Origin of the sequence: Pseudomonas sp. WS 5503, assembly GCF_012985385.1 — a bacterium.
Lineage (GTDB): Bacteria > Pseudomonadota > Gammaproteobacteria > Pseudomonadales > Pseudomonadaceae > Aquipseudomonas > Aquipseudomonas paracarnis.
Window position 1 is genome coordinate 25,343 of sequence record NZ_JAAQWI010000006.1, and the last position, 17,503, is coordinate 42,845.

A 17,503-nucleotide genomic window follows, 5' to 3' on the forward strand; every position below is an offset into this window, starting at 1 on the left:
TCAGTCTCCCGTACGCTGCCTCGCCCCCTTGCCGGCCGCAGACTATCTTGTCCGTTAAGCGAGTACCTTCTATGCGCACCTCACTACTGCCCCCGTTCTCGGATGTTCACGGCATCCAACAACCGCCAGTCAACGATCATCGGGAAAAACTGAACGATCTGTTCAGGGCCGGCCCAAGCGCAATCATGCGCAGGAAAGAGCCTGACACGCCCGCCTCCGCCCCTTCCAGGGCGCCGCAAACCTTTACCTTGCCCAACCCTGCCGCCTCTGCGGACGTAGAGCCGAAGACGGCCGGTGCCGACGCCACCCAGCTTGCCCAACTTCGTGCGCTGACCAGCCAGCAGAACATTACCAATATGCTGCGCGCGCCCAACTCACACGAGACCTCCGGGCAGGTGACCACGATCCGAAGCCTGTTAAGCAGGGAAAACGTCAAATCCTTGCTGCACGGCCCGGATGCAGACGAAGCGCGCAAACTGATTACCGATGTGAAGGAGCGTTTAGGTCAATCAAGCCTGCAGATGATTCATGACCGATCCTCACATATCGAGGACCCGGGCTTGAGCCTTGAAGAAATTCGCGAGCGCACCTCCACTCTTGATCCCGAGGCAGGTTTCAACTGCGCTATGCAAATCGAGCGTGATCTACGCATTGAGAAGCTTTCTGCCATACAGCGAATGCGGCAAAGTACGCCTCTGGCTTCAGCCCTCTTCGATATCGGCAAAGAGGCGGACCTCGGCAACCCACCCCCTCAACCGGATAATCCACCGCCCCCGGCAGAAAGCCTCAAACACAACAACAAGCTCAGGAATGACAATGGTCAGACCTTCACCTTCCGTAATACCCGTGAATCAAGTTTCGACGCGCCTGAGCAAGTGATGGATTTTGACCACCACAGAGACAAACTCGATGTATCGGCAATTAGAAATCAACTCGGCAACACGCCATTGAAATTGGTAGGAGACTTCTCGGGAGCCAGTAGCGAGGTACAGATTCACTATAGCCCCGCCAACAATACAAGCGTGGTGATGATTTCCGGCAATCCGGGAGAGTCGCCCTTTGTGGTGAAAGCCTTCGGTGAGGTGAGATACGGCAACCTCATCACTTGACCTCCTTCACTCATCCTTCTCCAGCAGCTTGACGATCCGTGGCATCACGCTGAATACCGCCAGGGCCAGCAGCGTACTGAGCACCGCCGTCGATTCACGCCCCATGCCCGCCGCAACCCCAATGGCGGCGGTCATCCACAACCCGGCCGCGGTGGTCAGGCCCTTTACATGCTGGCCCTCTTCGTCTTCCTTGCCCTTGAGGATGGTGCCAGCGCCGAGGAAGCCAATGCCCGCGATGACCCCTTGAACCACACGGCTCATGGCATCCGCCTGGCTGCCGGACATCTGCGGCACCAGCACAAATAGCGCGGCGCCAAGCGCCACCAGCATATGGGTGCGCACTCCGGCCGCCTTGCCCTTGTGTTCACGCTCAAACCCCAGGATGCCGCCGAGGATCGCCGCGATCAGCAGGCGCACGGTCACTTGGGTGAGTTGCCGGGCATCGCCAATGTCTGCGAATTCGGCTTGCAGGGTTTGCCACGCCAGATGCCACCAGGCCTCCATGGATGCGCTCCTTTTTATTATGGATAGATAAAGGATGGACAGCGCAGACCGCCAGTCAGTTGCCTGGAACCCGTGCGCATGGCGGCCGCCTAACGCTGCATAGCCCACAAAACGGAGATTGTCATGACCGTACGCATCGAAAATCATCTGTGCTACTTCACGCTCGACGACAATGGCCAGGAACAAAGCCTGCCAGCCACCCGGGTGACCATCCTGACCGATCACGACAAAGCCATGTCTTATCTGGAACTGGCAGGTTCGCGCATCTACATCACCGAAGCCGAGGCGGACGCGCTGACGGTTGAAGGCGCAACCGATGGCCGTGAGCATGTAAAGGCGGACCAACCTGGTTCGGTGATTTAATTGATCTGCATCATCAGACCCGCTTAACCCCTGCACCCCTCTGCCCATGGGGTGCAGCAGATTGACGCACAAGAACGCTTCAAGCTGATCTGATCCGCTTTTTATCACGCCACCTGAGTCTGTTATGCAAACAGTCTGTCGCCCATAGTTCGTCGGCCTGATGGAGGCTGATGAGCGAATGACCATGAGCGAACGAATCCCAACCGTGGAAACCTTTGAGCCCATTCACCCCAAGAAAGTGAAGGCCAAATCCAGCGACAACCTGATCCATACCCGCAGCTTTACCGGCTTGTTTCGCACCCTGCGAGTGGGCGGTGCCGGCCTGCTGTTCCTGGCTTTTTTCGGCACCGTGTGGCTGAACTGGGGTGGGCGCCAAGCCGTACTGTGGGACCTGGCCGAGAGCAAGTTCCACATTTTTGGTGCGACGTTCTGGCCCCAGGACTTCATCCTGCTCTCGGCGCTGTTGATCATCTGCGCCTTCGGCCTCTTCGCGATCACGGTGTTTGCCGGCCGCGTATGGTGCGGCTACACCTGCCCGCAAAGCTCGTTCACCTGGCTGTTCATGTGGTGCGAGAAGGTGACCGAAGGTGAGCGCAACCAGCGCATCAAACTTCAGGCCGCCCCCTGGAGCCTGAATAAGCTGGCGAGGCGCTCGGCCAAGCACACATTGTGGCTGGGTATCAGTGTGTTGACCGGGCTGACGTTTGTGGGCTACTTCACCCCGATCCGCCCCTTGGCCGCCGAACTGTTGACGTGGCAGATCGGTGGGGTGAGCCTGTTCTGGGTGCTGTTTTTCACGGGCGCTACCTACATCAATGCCGGCTGGCTACGCGAAGCGGTGTGCATGCACATGTGCCCCTATGCACGGTTCCAGAGCGTAATGTTTGATAAGGACACCCTGACCATTTCCTACGACACCACCCGCGGCGAGCATCGTGGCCCGCGTAAACGTGACGTGCAGCCAGCCGAGGTTGGCCTTGGCGATTGCATCGATTGCCAGCTGTGCGTTCAGGTTTGCCCCACGGGCATCGACATCCGCGACGGCCTGCAAATGGAATGCATTGGTTGTGCGGCCTGCATCGACGCCTGTGATTCGATCATGGACAAAATGGGCTATGCCCGTGGCTTGGTCAGTTACACCAGTGAGCATCAATTGCAAGGTGGCAAGACCCACCTGCTCAGGCCGCGCCTGATCGGCTACAGTGCCGTGCTGCTGGTGATGATCGCGGCGTTGGTGGTAGCGCTGATTGAACGGCCGATGGTGTCGCTGGATGTGACCAAAGACCGAGGCATGTTCCGTGAAAACAGCCAGGGCTTGATCGAAAACATCTACAGCCTCAAGGTGATCAACAAGACCCAGCAGCGCCAGGACTACCGCCTGGAACTGGTGGATGCCGAGGGGTTCCAGCTGCAAGGCAAGACCCAGGTCAGTCTGGCTGCCGGGGAAATTGTCGATATACCGGTGTCGGTAGCGTTGCTGGCGGACACACCGGCCAGCAGCTCTCAAACCCTGCGTTTTAAAGTCACTGATGTGGATGAGCCTTGGATTTATACCGCTGCTGACAGCCGCTTCGTTGCGCCCTTGAATCGCTGAACAACGATAGAGATCAACTGTAGGAGCGAGCTTGCTCGCGAAAAACTCACCGTCGCCGCGTTCATTCAGGAAACACACGTTATCGTTGACGTTTTTCGCGAGCAAGCTCGCTCCTACAGTTCGCCCTGCATACACATTCAAAAAGCTAATCAGGCCGCCATGAAACGCTACGAAAAATTTGCCGACGACATCGCAGAACTGATCCGCTCCGGCGTCCTCGGCCCCGGCCAGCGCGTACCATCGGTACGCTATGCCAGCCAGGCCTACGGCGTCAGCCCGTCCACGGTATTCCAGGCCTATTACTTGCTGGAGCGTCGTGGCCTGATCAGGGCGCGCCCGCGTTCTGGCTACTTCGTCAACACCCACGCGCCGAGCCCGTTTTCCGAGCCGGTGGTGAGTGAGCAGGTGCATGAGTCCACCGATGTGGGCGTTAGTGAGCTGGTGTTCTCGGTACTGGACTCGATCAAAGACCCCAACACCGTGCCCTTCGGCTCGGCCTTCCCCAGCCCCATGCTGTTCCCGCTGCCGCGCCTGGCGCGCTCCCTGGGCAGTGCCAGCCGCGACATGGACCCACGCCTGGTGGTCACCGACATGTCGCCAGGCAACCCGCAACTGCGCCGCCAGATTGCCCTGCGCTATATGGTCGGCGGCCTGATGCTGCCGATGGAGGAGTTGCTGATCACCAACGGCGCCCTCGAAGCACTCAACCTGTGCCTGCAGGCCGTGACCGAACCGGGCGACCTGGTGGCCATCGAAGCGCCGGCGTTCTACGCCTGTTTGCAAGTGCTTGAACGCCTGAAGCTCAAGGCTGTGGAGATCCCGGTGCACCCGCGCGACGGTATTGACCTGAACGCCCTGGCCCAAAGCCTTGAGCGCTATCCGATCAAGGCCTGCTGGACCATGACCAGCTTCCAGAACCCCATGGGCGCCACGTTGCCTGAAGAGAAAAAACAGGCGCTGGTGGAACTGCTGCGCAGCCATCAAGTGCCGCTGATCGAAGATGACGTCTACGCCGAATTGTATTACGGGCAACAGGCCCCGAAACCGGCCAAGGCCTTCGACACCGAAGGGCTGGTGATGCACTGTGGCTCCTTTGCCAAGAGCCTGGCACCGGGTTACCGCGTGGGCTGGGTCGCCGCCGGGCGCTTCGCACAGAAGGTCGAGCGGCTGAAACTGATGACCTCACTGTGCCCGTCAATGCCGGCCCAGGCGGCGATTGCCGACTACCTGCAACACGGCGGCTATGACCGGCACCTGCGCAAACTGCGCTACGCCCTGGAAGAACAGCAGAGCGCCATGCTGGCGGCCATCGCTCGTTATTTTCCGGCGCAAACACGGGTCAGCCAGCCGGCGGGAGGCTATTTTCTGTGGTTGGAACTGCCGGAGCAGACCGACTCGCTGAAATTGTTCCAGATGGCTCTGGCCCAGGGCATCAGCATTGCGCCGGGGCCGATCTTTTCCGCCACTCAGCGGTTCAGAAACTGCATTCGCCTGAATTACGGAAGCCCTTGGAACGAGGCGTCGGAAAAGGCCATGGAGACATTAGGGCGGATCGTGCGCTCGTTTTAACGGCCGCCGCCCAAGTCGATAAACGTTCCGGTGGAATACGATGCCTTGTCCGACAGTAACCAGATAATCGCCTCCGCTACTTCATCCGGGCGCCCGCCACGCGCCATCGGGATACCTGATTCCAGCTTGCTGACCCGGTCCGGGTCGCCGCTCAGGGCATGGAAATCGGTAAAGATATAGCCAGGGCGCACGGCGTTGACGCGAATGCCCTCGCCCGCCACCTCCTTGGACAACCCCAGGGTAAAGGTATCCAGCGCCCCCTTGGAGGCAGCGTAGTCGACATACTCACCTGGCGAGCCCAGCCGCGCCGCCACCGACGACACGTTGACGATACTGCCTCCCTGCCCTCCATGCCGGGGCGACATGCGCAATACCGCGTGTTTGGCACACAGGATCGGGCCCAGCACATTGGTCTTGAGGATTTTGAGGATACGAAACTCGGACATCTCATCGACCCGCGACTTATGCCCCACGGTGCCGGCGTTATTCACCAGCGCGGTGACCCGACCCAGTTCCGTATCAACGCGATTGAACAGAGCGATCACTTCATCCTCGCTGCTGACATCGGCCCGCACGGCAATCGCCTGGGCACCCAGCGCGCGAACCTGATCCAGTACACGCAGGGCAGCGTCTTCATCAGACTGGTAGTTGATGCAGATGCGATAGCCTTGGCGAGCGGCGAGCAAGGCCGTCTGGGCGCCTATTCCACGACTGCCCCCGGTGATGATGACGACTTTGTCCATGGCTGCGGTCTCCCGATTCAACCGGATGTTCAGGGTTGGATCCAAGAATACCTGTCACAGACTGCTTTTGTCAGGTGCCGCCTGTTCAGCGCCCCGGATATTCGCCATGAAGCTATCGGCCGGCAGTGGGTGCCCCAACAAGTAACCTTGCAAGGAGTCACACCCCAGGCGGGTGAGGAAGTGCTGCTGCACATCGGTTTCCACCCCCTCGGCGACGATCCGCAGGCCCAGGGCCTGGCCGAGGGCCACGATGGCCGAGACGATGGCCGCGTCGTCGCTGTCGTGTTCCAGGTCACGCACAAAACCGCGGTCGATCTTCAACTCGTTGGCCGGCAGGCGCTTGAGGTACATCAGGCTGGAGTAACCGGTGCCAAAGTCATCGATGGACAGGTCAACCCCCATGTCCGAGAGCTGCTGCAATACCGTCATGCTTGCATCAGCATCGCTCATGGCGGTGGTCTCGGTGATTTCCAGCGTGAGGCTGTTGGCCGGCAATTGGTGCCGTTCCAGTGCAGCCGCTACGCTGTTGACCAACCCGGCGTGGCAGAACTGCAACGCCGAGAGGTTCACGGCAATGCGCCAGTGCTCATAACCCTGGGCGTACCACTGGCTCATCTGGCGGCAAGCTTCATCGAGCACCCATTCGCCGATGGGAATGATCAGCCCGGTTTTCTCCGCCAGTGCAATAAACGTAGCGGGCATCAGCAAGCCCTGATGCGGATGCTCCCAGCGCAACAGCGCCTCGGCTCCCACAGCAAGACCGCTGACGGCGTCGAACTTGGGTTGGTAATGCAAACGAAATTGCCCCTGCTCAAGGGCAATGCGCAGGTCCTGCAGCAATTGCAGTTGTTTGCGCGCGTTGGTGTTCATCGATACATCGAAGAAGCTGTAGCCATTCTTGCCCATGCCCTTGGCGTGATACATCGCCGCGTCGGCGTTCATCAGCAGCTCCTGGGGGTTGCTACCGTTGCCCGGGAACATGGCGATGCCGATGCTGGCCGAGATCTGCAACTGATGCTCGGCCACCGTGAACGTGCGGTTGATCAGGCCCACCTGGCGCTCGGCCAAGCCCATCGCATCATCGGGCTGGGTGAGTTGCACCAGCAACACGAACTCATCGCCGCCGATGCGGGCCAAGGTATCCTGGCTGCGCAAGTCCTCGCGCAGGCGCAAGCCAACTTCGCGCAGCAACTGGTCGCCCAGGTGATGACCAAAGGCATCGTTGACCGGTTTGAAACCATCCAGGTCGATAAACATCAAGGCAAAGCAACCGCCCCGCTCGTGCACCGCCTGGATGCCTTGTTGTATGCGATCTGCCAGCAAGGTGCGATTGGGCAGGCCGGTGAGCATGTCATGCAGGGCCAGGTGGGTGAGTTCCTGGTTGGCCAGGGTCAGGGAATCGGCGAGTACGGCGGTGCGCGCTTCCAGGCGCGCATCCAGCACCGACGTCAACAGCGCAATGACCAATACCGCCAGCGAAGTGACCAAGACCAGGTTATCCAGGCCCTTGCCGCTCAGGCCTGTCAGTGCGGCACCGCAGAAGCTGTCATCGGCAAAGCGCGCCGCAGCCATCCCGGTGTAGTGCATCCCAACGATGGCCACGCCCATCACCACGGCTGCGCCGCCCCGAGCCAGACGCACATAAGGTGTGTTGCGCCGCAGGTTGAAGGCGATCCACAGCGCGGCGCCGGAAGCCACCACCGCGATCAACAACGAAGCGCCGAACAAGGCCGGGTCGTAGTCGATGCCCGGCGTCATGCGCATCGCGGCCATGCCGGTGTAATGCATGCTGGCGATACCGGCCCCCATCACCAGTGCGCCAAACGCCAGTTGCCAGGCCGGCAAGCGTGGCTGGCTGACCAGCCATAACGCGAAGCCACTGGATAGCACGGCGATCAACAGCGACAACAGGGTAATGCCTACCTCAAACCCAAGGGCAAACGGCAGGCGCAGGGCCAACATCCCGATAAAGTGCATGGACCAGATGCCGACGCCCATCGCCACTGCGCCACCCGTGATCCACAGGTAAACGGCACGCCCCTTGGCGGTCGCGATACGCCCGGCCAGGTCCAAGGCGGTGTAGGACGCCAGGATGGCCACGCACAGGGAAATCACGACAAGGGAGGTTGAATAGCTACCGATCAGCATGGGACGTCTCGCAGGCGACCGGCGCAAAAGCCCGTGCCGGGTGGCAAATCGGGCGATTGTAGCGAGTATGAATACAGGACAGGTGATTAATTAATCCATTGGCCATCACGCAATTTCTGGCGTCAATCGGCTGGCTTTATCTGGCTGTTTTCAACCACATCATGGACATCAAAATGTGCGGGGCTTGCGCAGATTTCCTGTGGGAGCGGGCTTGCCCGCGAAGGCGGTGTGTCAGTCACCGCATCTGCTACTGCACTAACGCTTTCGCAGGCAAGCCAGCTCCCCCCAGGGTGCTGTGCTTGACTGACTGGCATTGGGGCAAGCCCACACATTTGATCTTGCACCCACAGGATGCGCGGCGTATCCGGTTACTCCTTTTCGGCCAGGGAGGTCTGGCCATCCCAGCCTCCGCCCAATGCTGCGATCAACTGCACACTGGCCACCAGCCGCGACTGCAGCAAGGTCAATACCGTGCGCTCGTTGCTCAATGCCGTCGCCTGCACCGTGACCACATCCAGATAGGCAATCAACCCGGCCTTGTACTGGTTTTCGGTCAAGCGCAAGGATTCACGCGCGGCTTCCAGTGCTTCATTGCTGACCACCGCCTCATCGGCGAGCACCTTGAGCTGGACCATGTAGTTTTCCACCTCACGGAAACCGTCCAGTACGGTCTGGCGGTATTTGGCCACGGTCTCGTCATAGCTGGCCACGGTGCGGTCGACTTCCGCCGAGCGCTGGCCGCCATCGAACAGGGTCATCGCCAGTTTCGGCCCTACCGACCAGAAGCGGTTTGGCAGGCTGATCCAATCTTCATAGGTGCTGCTGGAGTAGCCCCCCGCCAAGCTCAAGGTCAGGTCGGGGTAATAGGCAGCCTTGGCCACGCCAATATTGGCGTTGGCGGCGATGACCGAGCGCTCGGCCGAGGCGATATCGGGGCGACGCTCCAGCAACTGGGACGGCAGGCTCACCGGTATCTGCGGCAGGGCCGGGATGTCTTTACTCACCGCCAAGTTGAAGTTGGCTGGCGCCTCACCGATCAGTACGGCGATGGCGTTTTCCAATTGGGCACGCTGCCAGATCAGATCGATCAGGCTGGCCTGAGTGGTCTTGAGCTGGGTTTGCGCCTGGGCGATGGCATCCTTGCCAGCCACACCGGCACGGTATTGGTTTTCGGTCATTTTCAATGAGCGCTGGTAGGTGTCCAGCGTGGCTTGCAGCAAACGCGTCTGCTCGTCCATGACCCGCAGTTGCAGGTAGCTTTGCACCAGTTCGGACTGTTGGCTCAGGCGCATCGCGGCCAAGTCGGCCGAGCTCGCCTCGGCGCTGGCTTCGTTGGCCTCCAGGCCTCGGCGCAACTTGCCCCAGATATCGGCTTCCCAACTCACGCCCAACTGGGCGTTGAGGGTGTCGCGGATACCGCTGCTGGAACTGCTGAGGCTGGCACTGCTGCTGCCGGTGCCCTGGCTGGCGCGGGTCTTGCCGACGCTCAGGTCAACGCTGGGGTAAAAGGCCCCCCGTGAGCTGCGTACCAGCGCCTGTGCCTGGCGAAAACGCGCCTCGGCCTGGGCGACGGTCTGGTTGGACGTGTTAAGGCGCACCACCAGGTCATTGAGTTGTCGGTCACCGTACAGCTCCCACCAGGCGCCGCGGGCCAGGGAGTCGCTCGGGTTGGCCTGGCGCCAGCCCTGGGCCTCCTTGAACTGCACCGGCTCGATGACGTCCGGGCGTTTGTAGTCAGGGCCGATGGCGCAGGCGCTGAGCAACATAGCCAGGCCCACTGTAGGAGCGAGCTTGCTCGCGAAAGCCGTCAACGATAACGCGTTCATTCTGGATGAGCGCGGCGCATGGGCGTTCTTCGCGAGCAAGCTCGCTCCTACAGGGGTTGCAGGGGCGTTGGTTGGGTCGGTCATAGCGCAGTGTCCAGGGCAGCATCGGTACGCACGCCGCGCCAGGCGTTGAAGCGATGGCGCGCGCGGTCCAGGTAAAGGTAAACCACCGGGGTGGTGTAAAGGGTCAGAGCCTGGCTGAACACCAGGCCGCCAATAATGGTCAGGCCCAACGGGTGGCGCATCTCCGCACCATCACCACTGCCGAGCAGCAACGGCAAGGCACCGAGGATCGCGGCCAGGGTGGTCATCAGAATCGGCCGCAGGCGCAACAGACAGGCGCTGCGGATCGACTCCAGCGGGCTCATGCCATCGTTGCGCTCCAATTGCAGCGCCAGGTCGATCATCAGGATCGCGTTCTTCTTCACCACGCCGATCAACAGGAACAAACCCAGCAGCGAGATCAGGCTGAACTCGCCCCCGAGCAGGTAGATCGCCAACAACGCACCGACACCGGCCGACGGCAGCGTAGACAGGATGGTCAGCGGGTGGATGTAGCTTTCATACAAGATACCCAGCACCAGGTACACCGCCACCAGCGCGCCGAGAATCATGAACGGCTGGCCTTTCTGGGTCGCGGCGAACGCATCGGCAGTGCCGGCCATCTTGGCGATCACATCCTCGGGCAACCCGACTTTGGCAATCGCACGCTCGATAGCCGCCGTGCCCTGCTCCACCGTGACCCCGGGCGCCATGTCGAAGGCGATATTCTCCGAAGCGAACTGGCCTTCATGGCTGACGCGGTCGTCGGCCAGGCTGTTCTCATAGTGGGCAATGGTCGACAACGGCACCCGTGCGCCGTCGGCCGTGATCACCTGCACCTGGTTGAGGGTGATCGGGTCCTGGGCGTATTTGGGGTTGACCTCCATCACCACCTGGTACTGGTTTAGGCTGTCGTAAATGGTAGAAATCTGCCGTTGGCTGTAGGCGTTGTTGAGCACCGCCGTGACCATGTCCATGTCGATGCCCAGGCGCTTGGCCTGGTCGCGGTCGACAATCAACGTCACCTGGGCCGCGCCGCGGCCTTCGCGGGCGTCGATGGCGGTCAGCTCCGGCAACTCACGCATCGCCGCCACCACTTTCGGGTACCACAGGCGCAACGCGGCCAGGTCGCCGCTTTGCAGGATGTAGGAATATTGCGCGCTGGTCTGGTCGCGGCCGCCCCCGAACTGCAGGTCCTGGTCGGCCATGAGGAACAAGCGCCCGCCCGGCACCAGCGGCACCTCCTTGCGCAGGCGCTCGATCACCGCCTGGGCGGAGATCTTGCGTTCGCCAAGCGGCTTGAGGCGCACCAGCATCACTGCGTTGTTAGTGCCTTGGTTGCCACCGATAAAGCCGGCCACACTGAGCACCGCCGGGTCCTTGAGCACCGCCTGGCGAAAGATCTCCATCTTCGGCTGCATGACGCTGAACGACAGGCCATCGTCACCGCGCACAAAGCCGATCAACTGGCCGGTGTCCTGCTGGGGCATGAAGGTTTTGGGCACCACCACGTACAGCGCGATATTCACGCCCACGGTGACGAACAGGCTGAGCAAGGTCAGGCGCCGATGGCGCAGCACCCAATCCAGGCTGGTGGCGTAGCCGGCGACCATGCGCTCGTTGATCTTCTGGCTCCAGCGCTGCAAACCGGTCTGCCGGTCCTTCACATGCGGCTTCAACCAGCGAGCGCACAGCATGGGTGTCAAGGTCAGCGAGACAATCAGCGAGACGATGATCGCCGCCGACAAGGTGATGGAAAACTCGCGGAACAGGTTGGTAACAATGCCGCCCATGAACAGGATCGACAGGAACACCGCCACCAGCGACACGTTCATCGACAGCAAGGTAAAGCCCACTTCCTGGGCGCCCAGGTAGGCGGCTTTCATCGGTGGCACGCCCTCGTCGATGTGCCGGGAAATGTTCTCCAGCACCACGATGGCATCGTCCACGACCAAACCGGTGGCGAGGATCAGCGCCATCAGCGAAAAGTTATTCAGCGAAAAGCCATACAGGTACATCACCGCAAAGGTGCCCACCAGCGACACCGGCACCGCCAGGGTCGGGATCAGCGAAGCACGGAAGTTACCCAAGAACAGGTACACCACCAGGATCACCAGCCCCACGGCAATCAGCAGGGTCATTTCCGCCTCATGCAGGGTGGCAGTGATCACTGGCGAGCGGTCCATAGCCAGGCTGAGCTTGACGCTGGACGGCAACACCGCCTGCAACGCCGGCAACTGGGCCTTGATCTGCCGCACGGTTTCGATGATGTTGGCACCGGACTGGCGGTTGATCACCAGCAACACCGCCGAATCATTGTTGAAGAAACCGCTGTTGTAGCGGTCTTCCACCCCATCGGTGATCTTCGCCACGTCCTTGAGACGCAGGGCTGCGCCATCCTGATAGCGAATCAGCAGGGGCTCATAATCCTTGGCTTTCTCCAGCTGATCGTTGGCCTGGATCTGCCAATTGCGCTCGCTGTCTTCCAGCGAGCCTTTGGGCCGGCGCTGGTTGGCATTGGCGATGGTGTTGCGCACATCGTCCAGGGCGACGCCGTACTGATCGAGGGCCTTGGGTTCCAGTTCGATGCGCACCGCCGGCAGCGAACTGCCGCCGATCTGCACTTCGCCCACACCCGGCACCTGGGACAGGCTCTGGGACAGAATGGTCGAGGCCAGGTCGTACAACTGGCCTTTCTGCAACACGTCGGAGGTCAGCGACAGCACCATGATCGGCGCCTGGGACGGGTTGATCTTCTTGTAGGTGGGCATGCTGCGCATGCCACTGGGCAGCAGGTTGCGCGACGCGTTGATGGCCGCCTGCACTTCCCGCGCCGCCCCGTTGATGTCGCGGTCGGAATCGAACGCCAGAATCACCCGGGTAGAGCCCTGGCTCGACGAACTGCTCATGGTGGTGATACCGGCAATCGCGCCGAATGAGCGCTCCAGCGGCGTGGCCACCGTAGACGCCATCACCTCGGGGCTGGCGCCGGGCAAGCTGGCCGACACCACGATCACCGGAAAGTCGATCTGCGGCAATGGCGACACCGGCAACAAATTGAAGCTGACGCCACCGAGCAACATGATCGCCAGGCTCAGCAGCATGGTCGCGACCGGCCGGCGGATGAAAGGTCCGGACAGGTTCATGGCTCAACCGGCTCCAGGCGTTGTGGCTCTTTGCGCCAGCGCCGGCCAAGACGATCGAAGTACAGGTAGATCACCGGTGTGGTGAACAGCGTCAACACCTGGCTCACCAGCAACCCGCCGACCATCACCAGGCCCAGGGGCTGGCGCAGTTCGGCGCCGGAGCCGCTCGCTAGCATCAAAGGCACCGCGCCGAACAAGGCAGCCAGGGTCGTCATCAGGATTGGCCGGAAGCGCAACAGCGCGGCCTGGTAGATCGCGGTCTGCGGGTCCAGGCCCTGGTTGCGTTCGGCGTCGAGGGCGAAGTCGATCATCATGATCGCGTTCTTTTTCACGATACCGATCAGCAGGATGATGCCGATGATCGCGATCATGCCCAGGTCATTGCCACTGAGCAGCAACGCCAGCAAGGCCCCCACCGCCGCCGACGGCAAGGTCGATAGGATAGTGATCGGGTGGATGTAGCTCTCATAGAGCACACCGAGCACGATGTACATGGTGACTACCGCCGCCAGGATCAACAGCAAGGTGCTCGACAACGAGGCTTCGAACGCCTGGGCCGCGCCCTGGAACTGGGTTTGCACGCCCACCGGCATGCCGATGTCCTTCTGGGTCTGGTTGATCAGTTCCACGCCTTTGCCCAACGCTACGCCGGGCGCTAGGTTGAACGACATCATCACCGCCGGGAACTGGCCGATATGGGCAATTGCCAATTGCGCCTGGCGCTGTTCCACATGGGCCAGGCTCGACAGCCGTACCTGACCACCGTCAGTGGTTTTCACATGGATCTGGTTGAGGGCCGCCGGGCCGAGGGTTTCGCCGGACTGGGCCTGCAACACCACTCGATACTGGCTGGCCTGGGTGTAGATGGTGGAGATCTGGCGCTGGCCGAAGGCGTCATACAGCGCATCGGTGATGGTGGAGACACTCACGCCCAGGCGCGAGGCCGCGTCGCGGTCGATCACCAGGTACACCTGCAAGCCTTTGTCCTGCAGGTCACTGGCCACGTCGGTGAGTTCCGGCAACTGGCTGAGGGCGTGTACCAGCTTGCCGCTCCATAACGCCAACAACTCGGCGTCCGGGGAGGACATGCTGAACTGGTACTGGGTACGGCTGACCCTGTCCTCGATGGTGAGGTCCTGCACCGGTTGCATGAACAGGCGGATGCCCACCAGCTTGTCGATCTGCGGTTGCAGGCGGGTGATGACCTCGGCTGCGCTCAAGTCGCGCTGGCCGTGAGCCTTGAGGTTGATGAGCAAGCGGCCGCTGTTGAGGGTGGCGTTATCGCCATCCACGCCAATGTAGGACGACAGGCTCTCGACCGCAGGGTCGGCGAGAATGATCTTCGCCAGTTCCTGCTGGCGCTGGCTCATGGCCGCAAAGGAAATCGACTGCGGCGCCTCGGAAATACCCTGGATCACCCCGGTGTCCTGCACCGGGAAAAAACCCTTGGGCACCACCAGGTACAGCACCACCGTAAGCCCCAGGGTGGCGATCGCCACCAGCAACGTCAGCGGCTGGTGCTTGAGCACCCACTGCAACTTGCGGCCGTAGGCTTCGATCAGCCAATCAATCCAGGCGCCGCTGGCTTTGTAGAAGCGGCCCTGCTCTTCTTCCTTGGGTTCGCGCTTAAGCAGGCGCGCACACATCATGGGCGTGAGGGTCAGGGACACTACCAGGGAAATCAGGATCGCCACTGCCAGGGTGATGGCGAACTCACGGAACAGCCGCCCGACCACGTCGGCCATGAACAGCAACGGGATCAATACCGCGATCAACGACAGCGTCAGGGACACCAGGGTGAAACCAATCTGCTTGGCGCCCTTGAGCGCGGCTGCCATCGGCGTCTCGCCTTCCTCGATATAGCGCGAGATGTTCTCCAGCATCACGATGGCGTCGTCCACCACAAACCCGGTGGCGATGGTCAGGGCCATCAGCGTCAGGTTATTGATGGAGAATCCGGCCAGGTACATCACACCAAAGGTGCCCACCAGGGACAGCGGCACGGCGATGGAGGGAATGATCGTGGCGCTGACCCGGCGCAGGAACAGGAACGTCACCATGACCACCAGAGCGATGGCGATCAGAAGCTCGTGTTGCACGTCTTTGACCGAAGCGCGGATGGTCTGGGTGCGGTCGGTGAGCACCGTCACGTCCAGGCCGGCCGGCAGGTTGTCGGTGATGCTCGGCAGCAGGGCCTTGATACGGTCTACCACCTCGATCACGTTGGCGCCCGGCTGGCGCTGGATATTGAGCAACACGGCCTGGTTCTCGTTGGCCCAGGCGGCAAGGCGCTCGTTTTCGGCGCCGTCGACGATCTGCGCGACATCCTTGAGCCGCAGCGGAGCGCCATTGTTGTAGGCCAGGATCAGTTCGGCGTATTGCTCGGGCGAGACCAGTTGGTCGTTGGCGTCGAGCATCGACACGCGGGTGGGGCCGTCAAAGTTACCTTTGGGCTGGTTGACGTTGGAGGCGGCGATCAGGGCGCGTACGTCCGAGAGGTTCAAGCCATTGGCCGCCAGGGCCTCGGGGTTGACCTTGATACGCACGGCCTGGCGCTGGCCACCGGCAATGCTGACCATGCCGACACCGCTGATCTGCGCGATTTTCTGCGCCATGCGTGTGTCGACCAAATCATTGAGCTTGGGCAGCAACATGGTCTTGGAGGTGATTGCCAGGGTCAGCACCGGGGTATCCGCCGGGTTGACCTTGTTGTACACCGGCGGCGCCGGCAGATCCTTGGGCAACAGGTTGGTGGCGGCGTTGATCGCGGCCTGCACCTGTTGCTCGGCCACATCCATATTGATGTCGAGGTTGAAACGCAGGGTCAGCACCGAGGCGCCGCCGGAGCTGGTAGAGGCCATCTGGGTCAGCCCGGGCATCTGCCCGAACTGGCGCTCCAGCGGTGCGGTGACCGCGCTGGTCATCACATCGGGGCTGGCGCCGGGGTACAGGGTCATCACCCGGATAGTCGGGTAATCCACCTGGGGCAACGCCGACACCGGCAGCAGGCGGTACGAAATGATGCCGGCCAGGACAATGGCCAGCATGCTCAGCGTGGTGGCGACCGGGCGAAGGATGAACAGGCGCGACAGGTTCATGAACCGACCTTTTGCGCCTTGCCGGCGTCAGCCCCGGTCTCCCCTTTCGCTGCGGGCTTGCCTTGCAGGTGCTCGGTCGGCGTGGTCGGCACCTCGCTGCTGGCGTTGACTACTTCGATCTCGCTGCCGTCCTTGAGGCGGTCGGTGCCTTCCAGCACCACGCGGTCGCCAGCGACCAGGCCTTCCTTGATCACGGTGTTTTCGCCATCGGTGTCACCTACCACCAAGGGCTGGACCTTGACCTTCTTGTCGCCGTCGAGCTTGTAGACAAAGGTGCCATTGTTGCCGAACTGGATCGCCGCAGATGGCGCCAGCACCACGTTCTTCAAGGTATCAGCCAGCAGGTGCACATTGACGAACTGGTTGGGGAACAGCGCCTGGTCCTTGTTATCGAAACGCGCCTTGAATTTCAGTGTGCCGGTGGTGACGTCAATCTGGTTGTCCAGGCTTTGCAGTACACCGACTTCCTGCTTTTTCACGTCGCCACGGTCCCAGGCTTCCACGGGCAACTTGTTACCGGCGTGGTAACGAGCCAGCACGGTTTCCAAGGTATTTTCCGGCAGGGTGAAGGCCACGCTGATTGGCTGGGTCTGGGTGATTACCGCCAGGGCGGTGGTGTCGTTGGCGGCGACGAGGTTGCCGACGTCAAGCTGGCGCAAACCGACCCGGCCGCTGATGGGCGCGCGGATTTTGGTGAATTCCAGGTTGAGCTTTGCGTCGTCCACCGCGCCCTGGTTGGTCTTGACCGTGCCCTGGTACTGCAACACCAGCGCTTCGGCGGTGTCCAGGGTTTGCTTGGCGATACTGTCCTGGGCGTACAGGTCGCGATAACGCTGTACATCGACCTGGGCGTTCTTCAACTGGGCCTGGTTCTGCAGCAAGGTGCCCTGGGCCTGGAGCAAGGCGTTCTGGTAGCTGCGCGGGTCGATTTCTGCCAGCAGGTCACCGGCCTTGACCATTTGCCCTTCCTCGAAGGCGATCTTGACCAACTCGCCGCCCACCCGGCTGCGCACATTAATGGTGTTCAGCGCCGTGACCGTGCCCAGCGCCTTGTAGTACACCGGGAACTCACCCAGCACTGCAGGGGCCACGCGCACCGGCACTGGGCCAGTGGACCCGCCGAAGCCCGGGCGCGCCATGCCGGTTTTACCCGTGTGCCCGGCCGGAGCGTCTTTATGGGCCGCGCCGCTGGGCCAGAATTTCCAGCACAGGCCGGCGATAACCAGCAGCACGAGCAGGCCAAACAGCCAGCGGCGGGAGTTGCGGGGGGAGGATTGCATGGAGTGATCAACCATTGGGCGCGAGAGCTTCTACTTTGGGAGGCTGAAAGATAAGCACTGGGGGGCCTTAAGAAAAGCACC

General features: G+C 61.5%; 11 protein-coding genes. 4 read left to right on the forward strand and 7 right to left on the reverse strand.

From position 1 onward, the window contains the following. Window positions 1–71 precede the first annotated feature (71 nt). Window positions 72–1,109 (forward strand): M10 family metallopeptidase C-terminal domain-containing protein, encoded by a 1,038-nt coding sequence (locus tag HBO10_RS16510; protein ID WP_034127636.1) that lies wholly within the window; start codon window positions 72–74, stop codon window positions 1,107–1,109. Between the two features lie 6 nt (window positions 1,110–1,115). Here HBO10_RS16510 and HBO10_RS16515 read toward each other — a convergent pair whose 3' ends face one another. Next, window positions 1,116–1,613 (reverse strand): MgtC/SapB family protein, encoded by a 498-nt coding sequence (locus tag HBO10_RS16515; protein ID WP_034127637.1) that lies wholly within the window; start codon window positions 1,611–1,613, stop codon window positions 1,116–1,118. 123 nt (window positions 1,614–1,736) lie between these two features. On the opposite strand from HBO10_RS16515, the gene HBO10_RS16520 reads away from it, so the two are divergent. The 3 genes from HBO10_RS16520 (at window position 1,737) to mapR (ending at window position 5,139) form a co-directional block, all read left to right on the forward strand. Beyond that, on the forward strand, window positions 1,737–1,976 hold the full coding sequence (locus HBO10_RS16520; RefSeq protein WP_034127638.1) for a DUF3203 family protein: 240 nt from the start codon (window positions 1,737–1,739) through the stop codon (window positions 1,974–1,976). A gap of 184 nt (window positions 1,977–2,160) precedes the next feature. Further along, a complete protein-coding gene (gene ccoG / locus HBO10_RS16525) occupies window positions 2,161–3,570 on the forward strand; it encodes a cytochrome c oxidase accessory protein CcoG (protein ID WP_034127668.1) in 1,410 nt (469 codons plus the stop codon). A 159-nt stretch (window positions 3,571–3,729) separates the two neighbouring features. Beyond that, window positions 3,730–5,139 (forward strand): GntR family transcriptional regulator MpaR, encoded by a 1,410-nt coding sequence (gene mapR, locus HBO10_RS16530; protein ID WP_034127639.1) that lies wholly within the window; start codon window positions 3,730–3,732, stop codon window positions 5,137–5,139. On the opposite strand, the gene HBO10_RS16535 is transcribed toward mapR, so the two are convergent. From HBO10_RS16535 to HBO10_RS16560, 6 genes are all read right to left on the reverse strand, one after another. Then, window positions 5,136–5,882 (reverse strand): SDR family oxidoreductase, encoded by a 747-nt coding sequence (locus HBO10_RS16535; RefSeq protein ID WP_034127640.1) that lies wholly within the window; start codon window positions 5,880–5,882, stop codon window positions 5,136–5,138. The genes mapR and HBO10_RS16535 overlap by 4 nt on opposite strands. A gap of 54 nt (window positions 5,883–5,936) precedes the next feature. Then, window positions 5,937–8,030, reverse strand: a complete 2,094-nt coding sequence (locus HBO10_RS16540) for an EAL domain-containing protein (RefSeq protein WP_034127641.1) — start codon at window positions 8,028–8,030, stop codon at window positions 5,937–5,939. 368 nt (window positions 8,031–8,398) lie between these two features. Then, window positions 8,399–9,940 carry an efflux transporter outer membrane subunit gene (locus HBO10_RS16545; RefSeq protein WP_034127642.1) on the reverse strand — a complete coding sequence of 514 codons (1,542 nt, stop codon included), beginning with the start codon at window positions 9,938–9,940 and terminating at the stop codon, window positions 8,399–8,401. Next, window positions 9,937–13,044 (reverse strand): efflux RND transporter permease subunit, encoded by a 3,108-nt coding sequence (locus HBO10_RS16550; protein ID WP_034127643.1) that lies wholly within the window; start codon window positions 13,042–13,044, stop codon window positions 9,937–9,939. The genes HBO10_RS16545 and HBO10_RS16550 overlap by 4 nt, the downstream gene beginning before the upstream one ends. Continuing rightward, the gene (locus HBO10_RS16555) at window positions 13,041–16,142 is read right to left on the reverse strand and encodes an MdtB/MuxB family multidrug efflux RND transporter permease subunit (protein WP_014718694.1); all 3,102 of its coding nucleotides are present in this window, start codon (window positions 16,140–16,142) and stop codon (window positions 13,041–13,043) included. Before HBO10_RS16555 ends, HBO10_RS16550 begins: the two co-directional genes overlap by 4 nt. Beyond that, window positions 16,139–17,437: an MdtA/MuxA family multidrug efflux RND transporter periplasmic adaptor subunit gene (locus HBO10_RS16560; protein WP_034127644.1), complete on the reverse strand. Its 1,299-nt coding sequence runs from the start codon at window positions 17,435–17,437 to the stop codon at window positions 16,139–16,141. The genes HBO10_RS16555 and HBO10_RS16560 overlap by 4 nt, the downstream gene beginning before the upstream one ends. Between the last annotated feature and the right edge of the window lie 66 nt (window positions 17,438–17,503).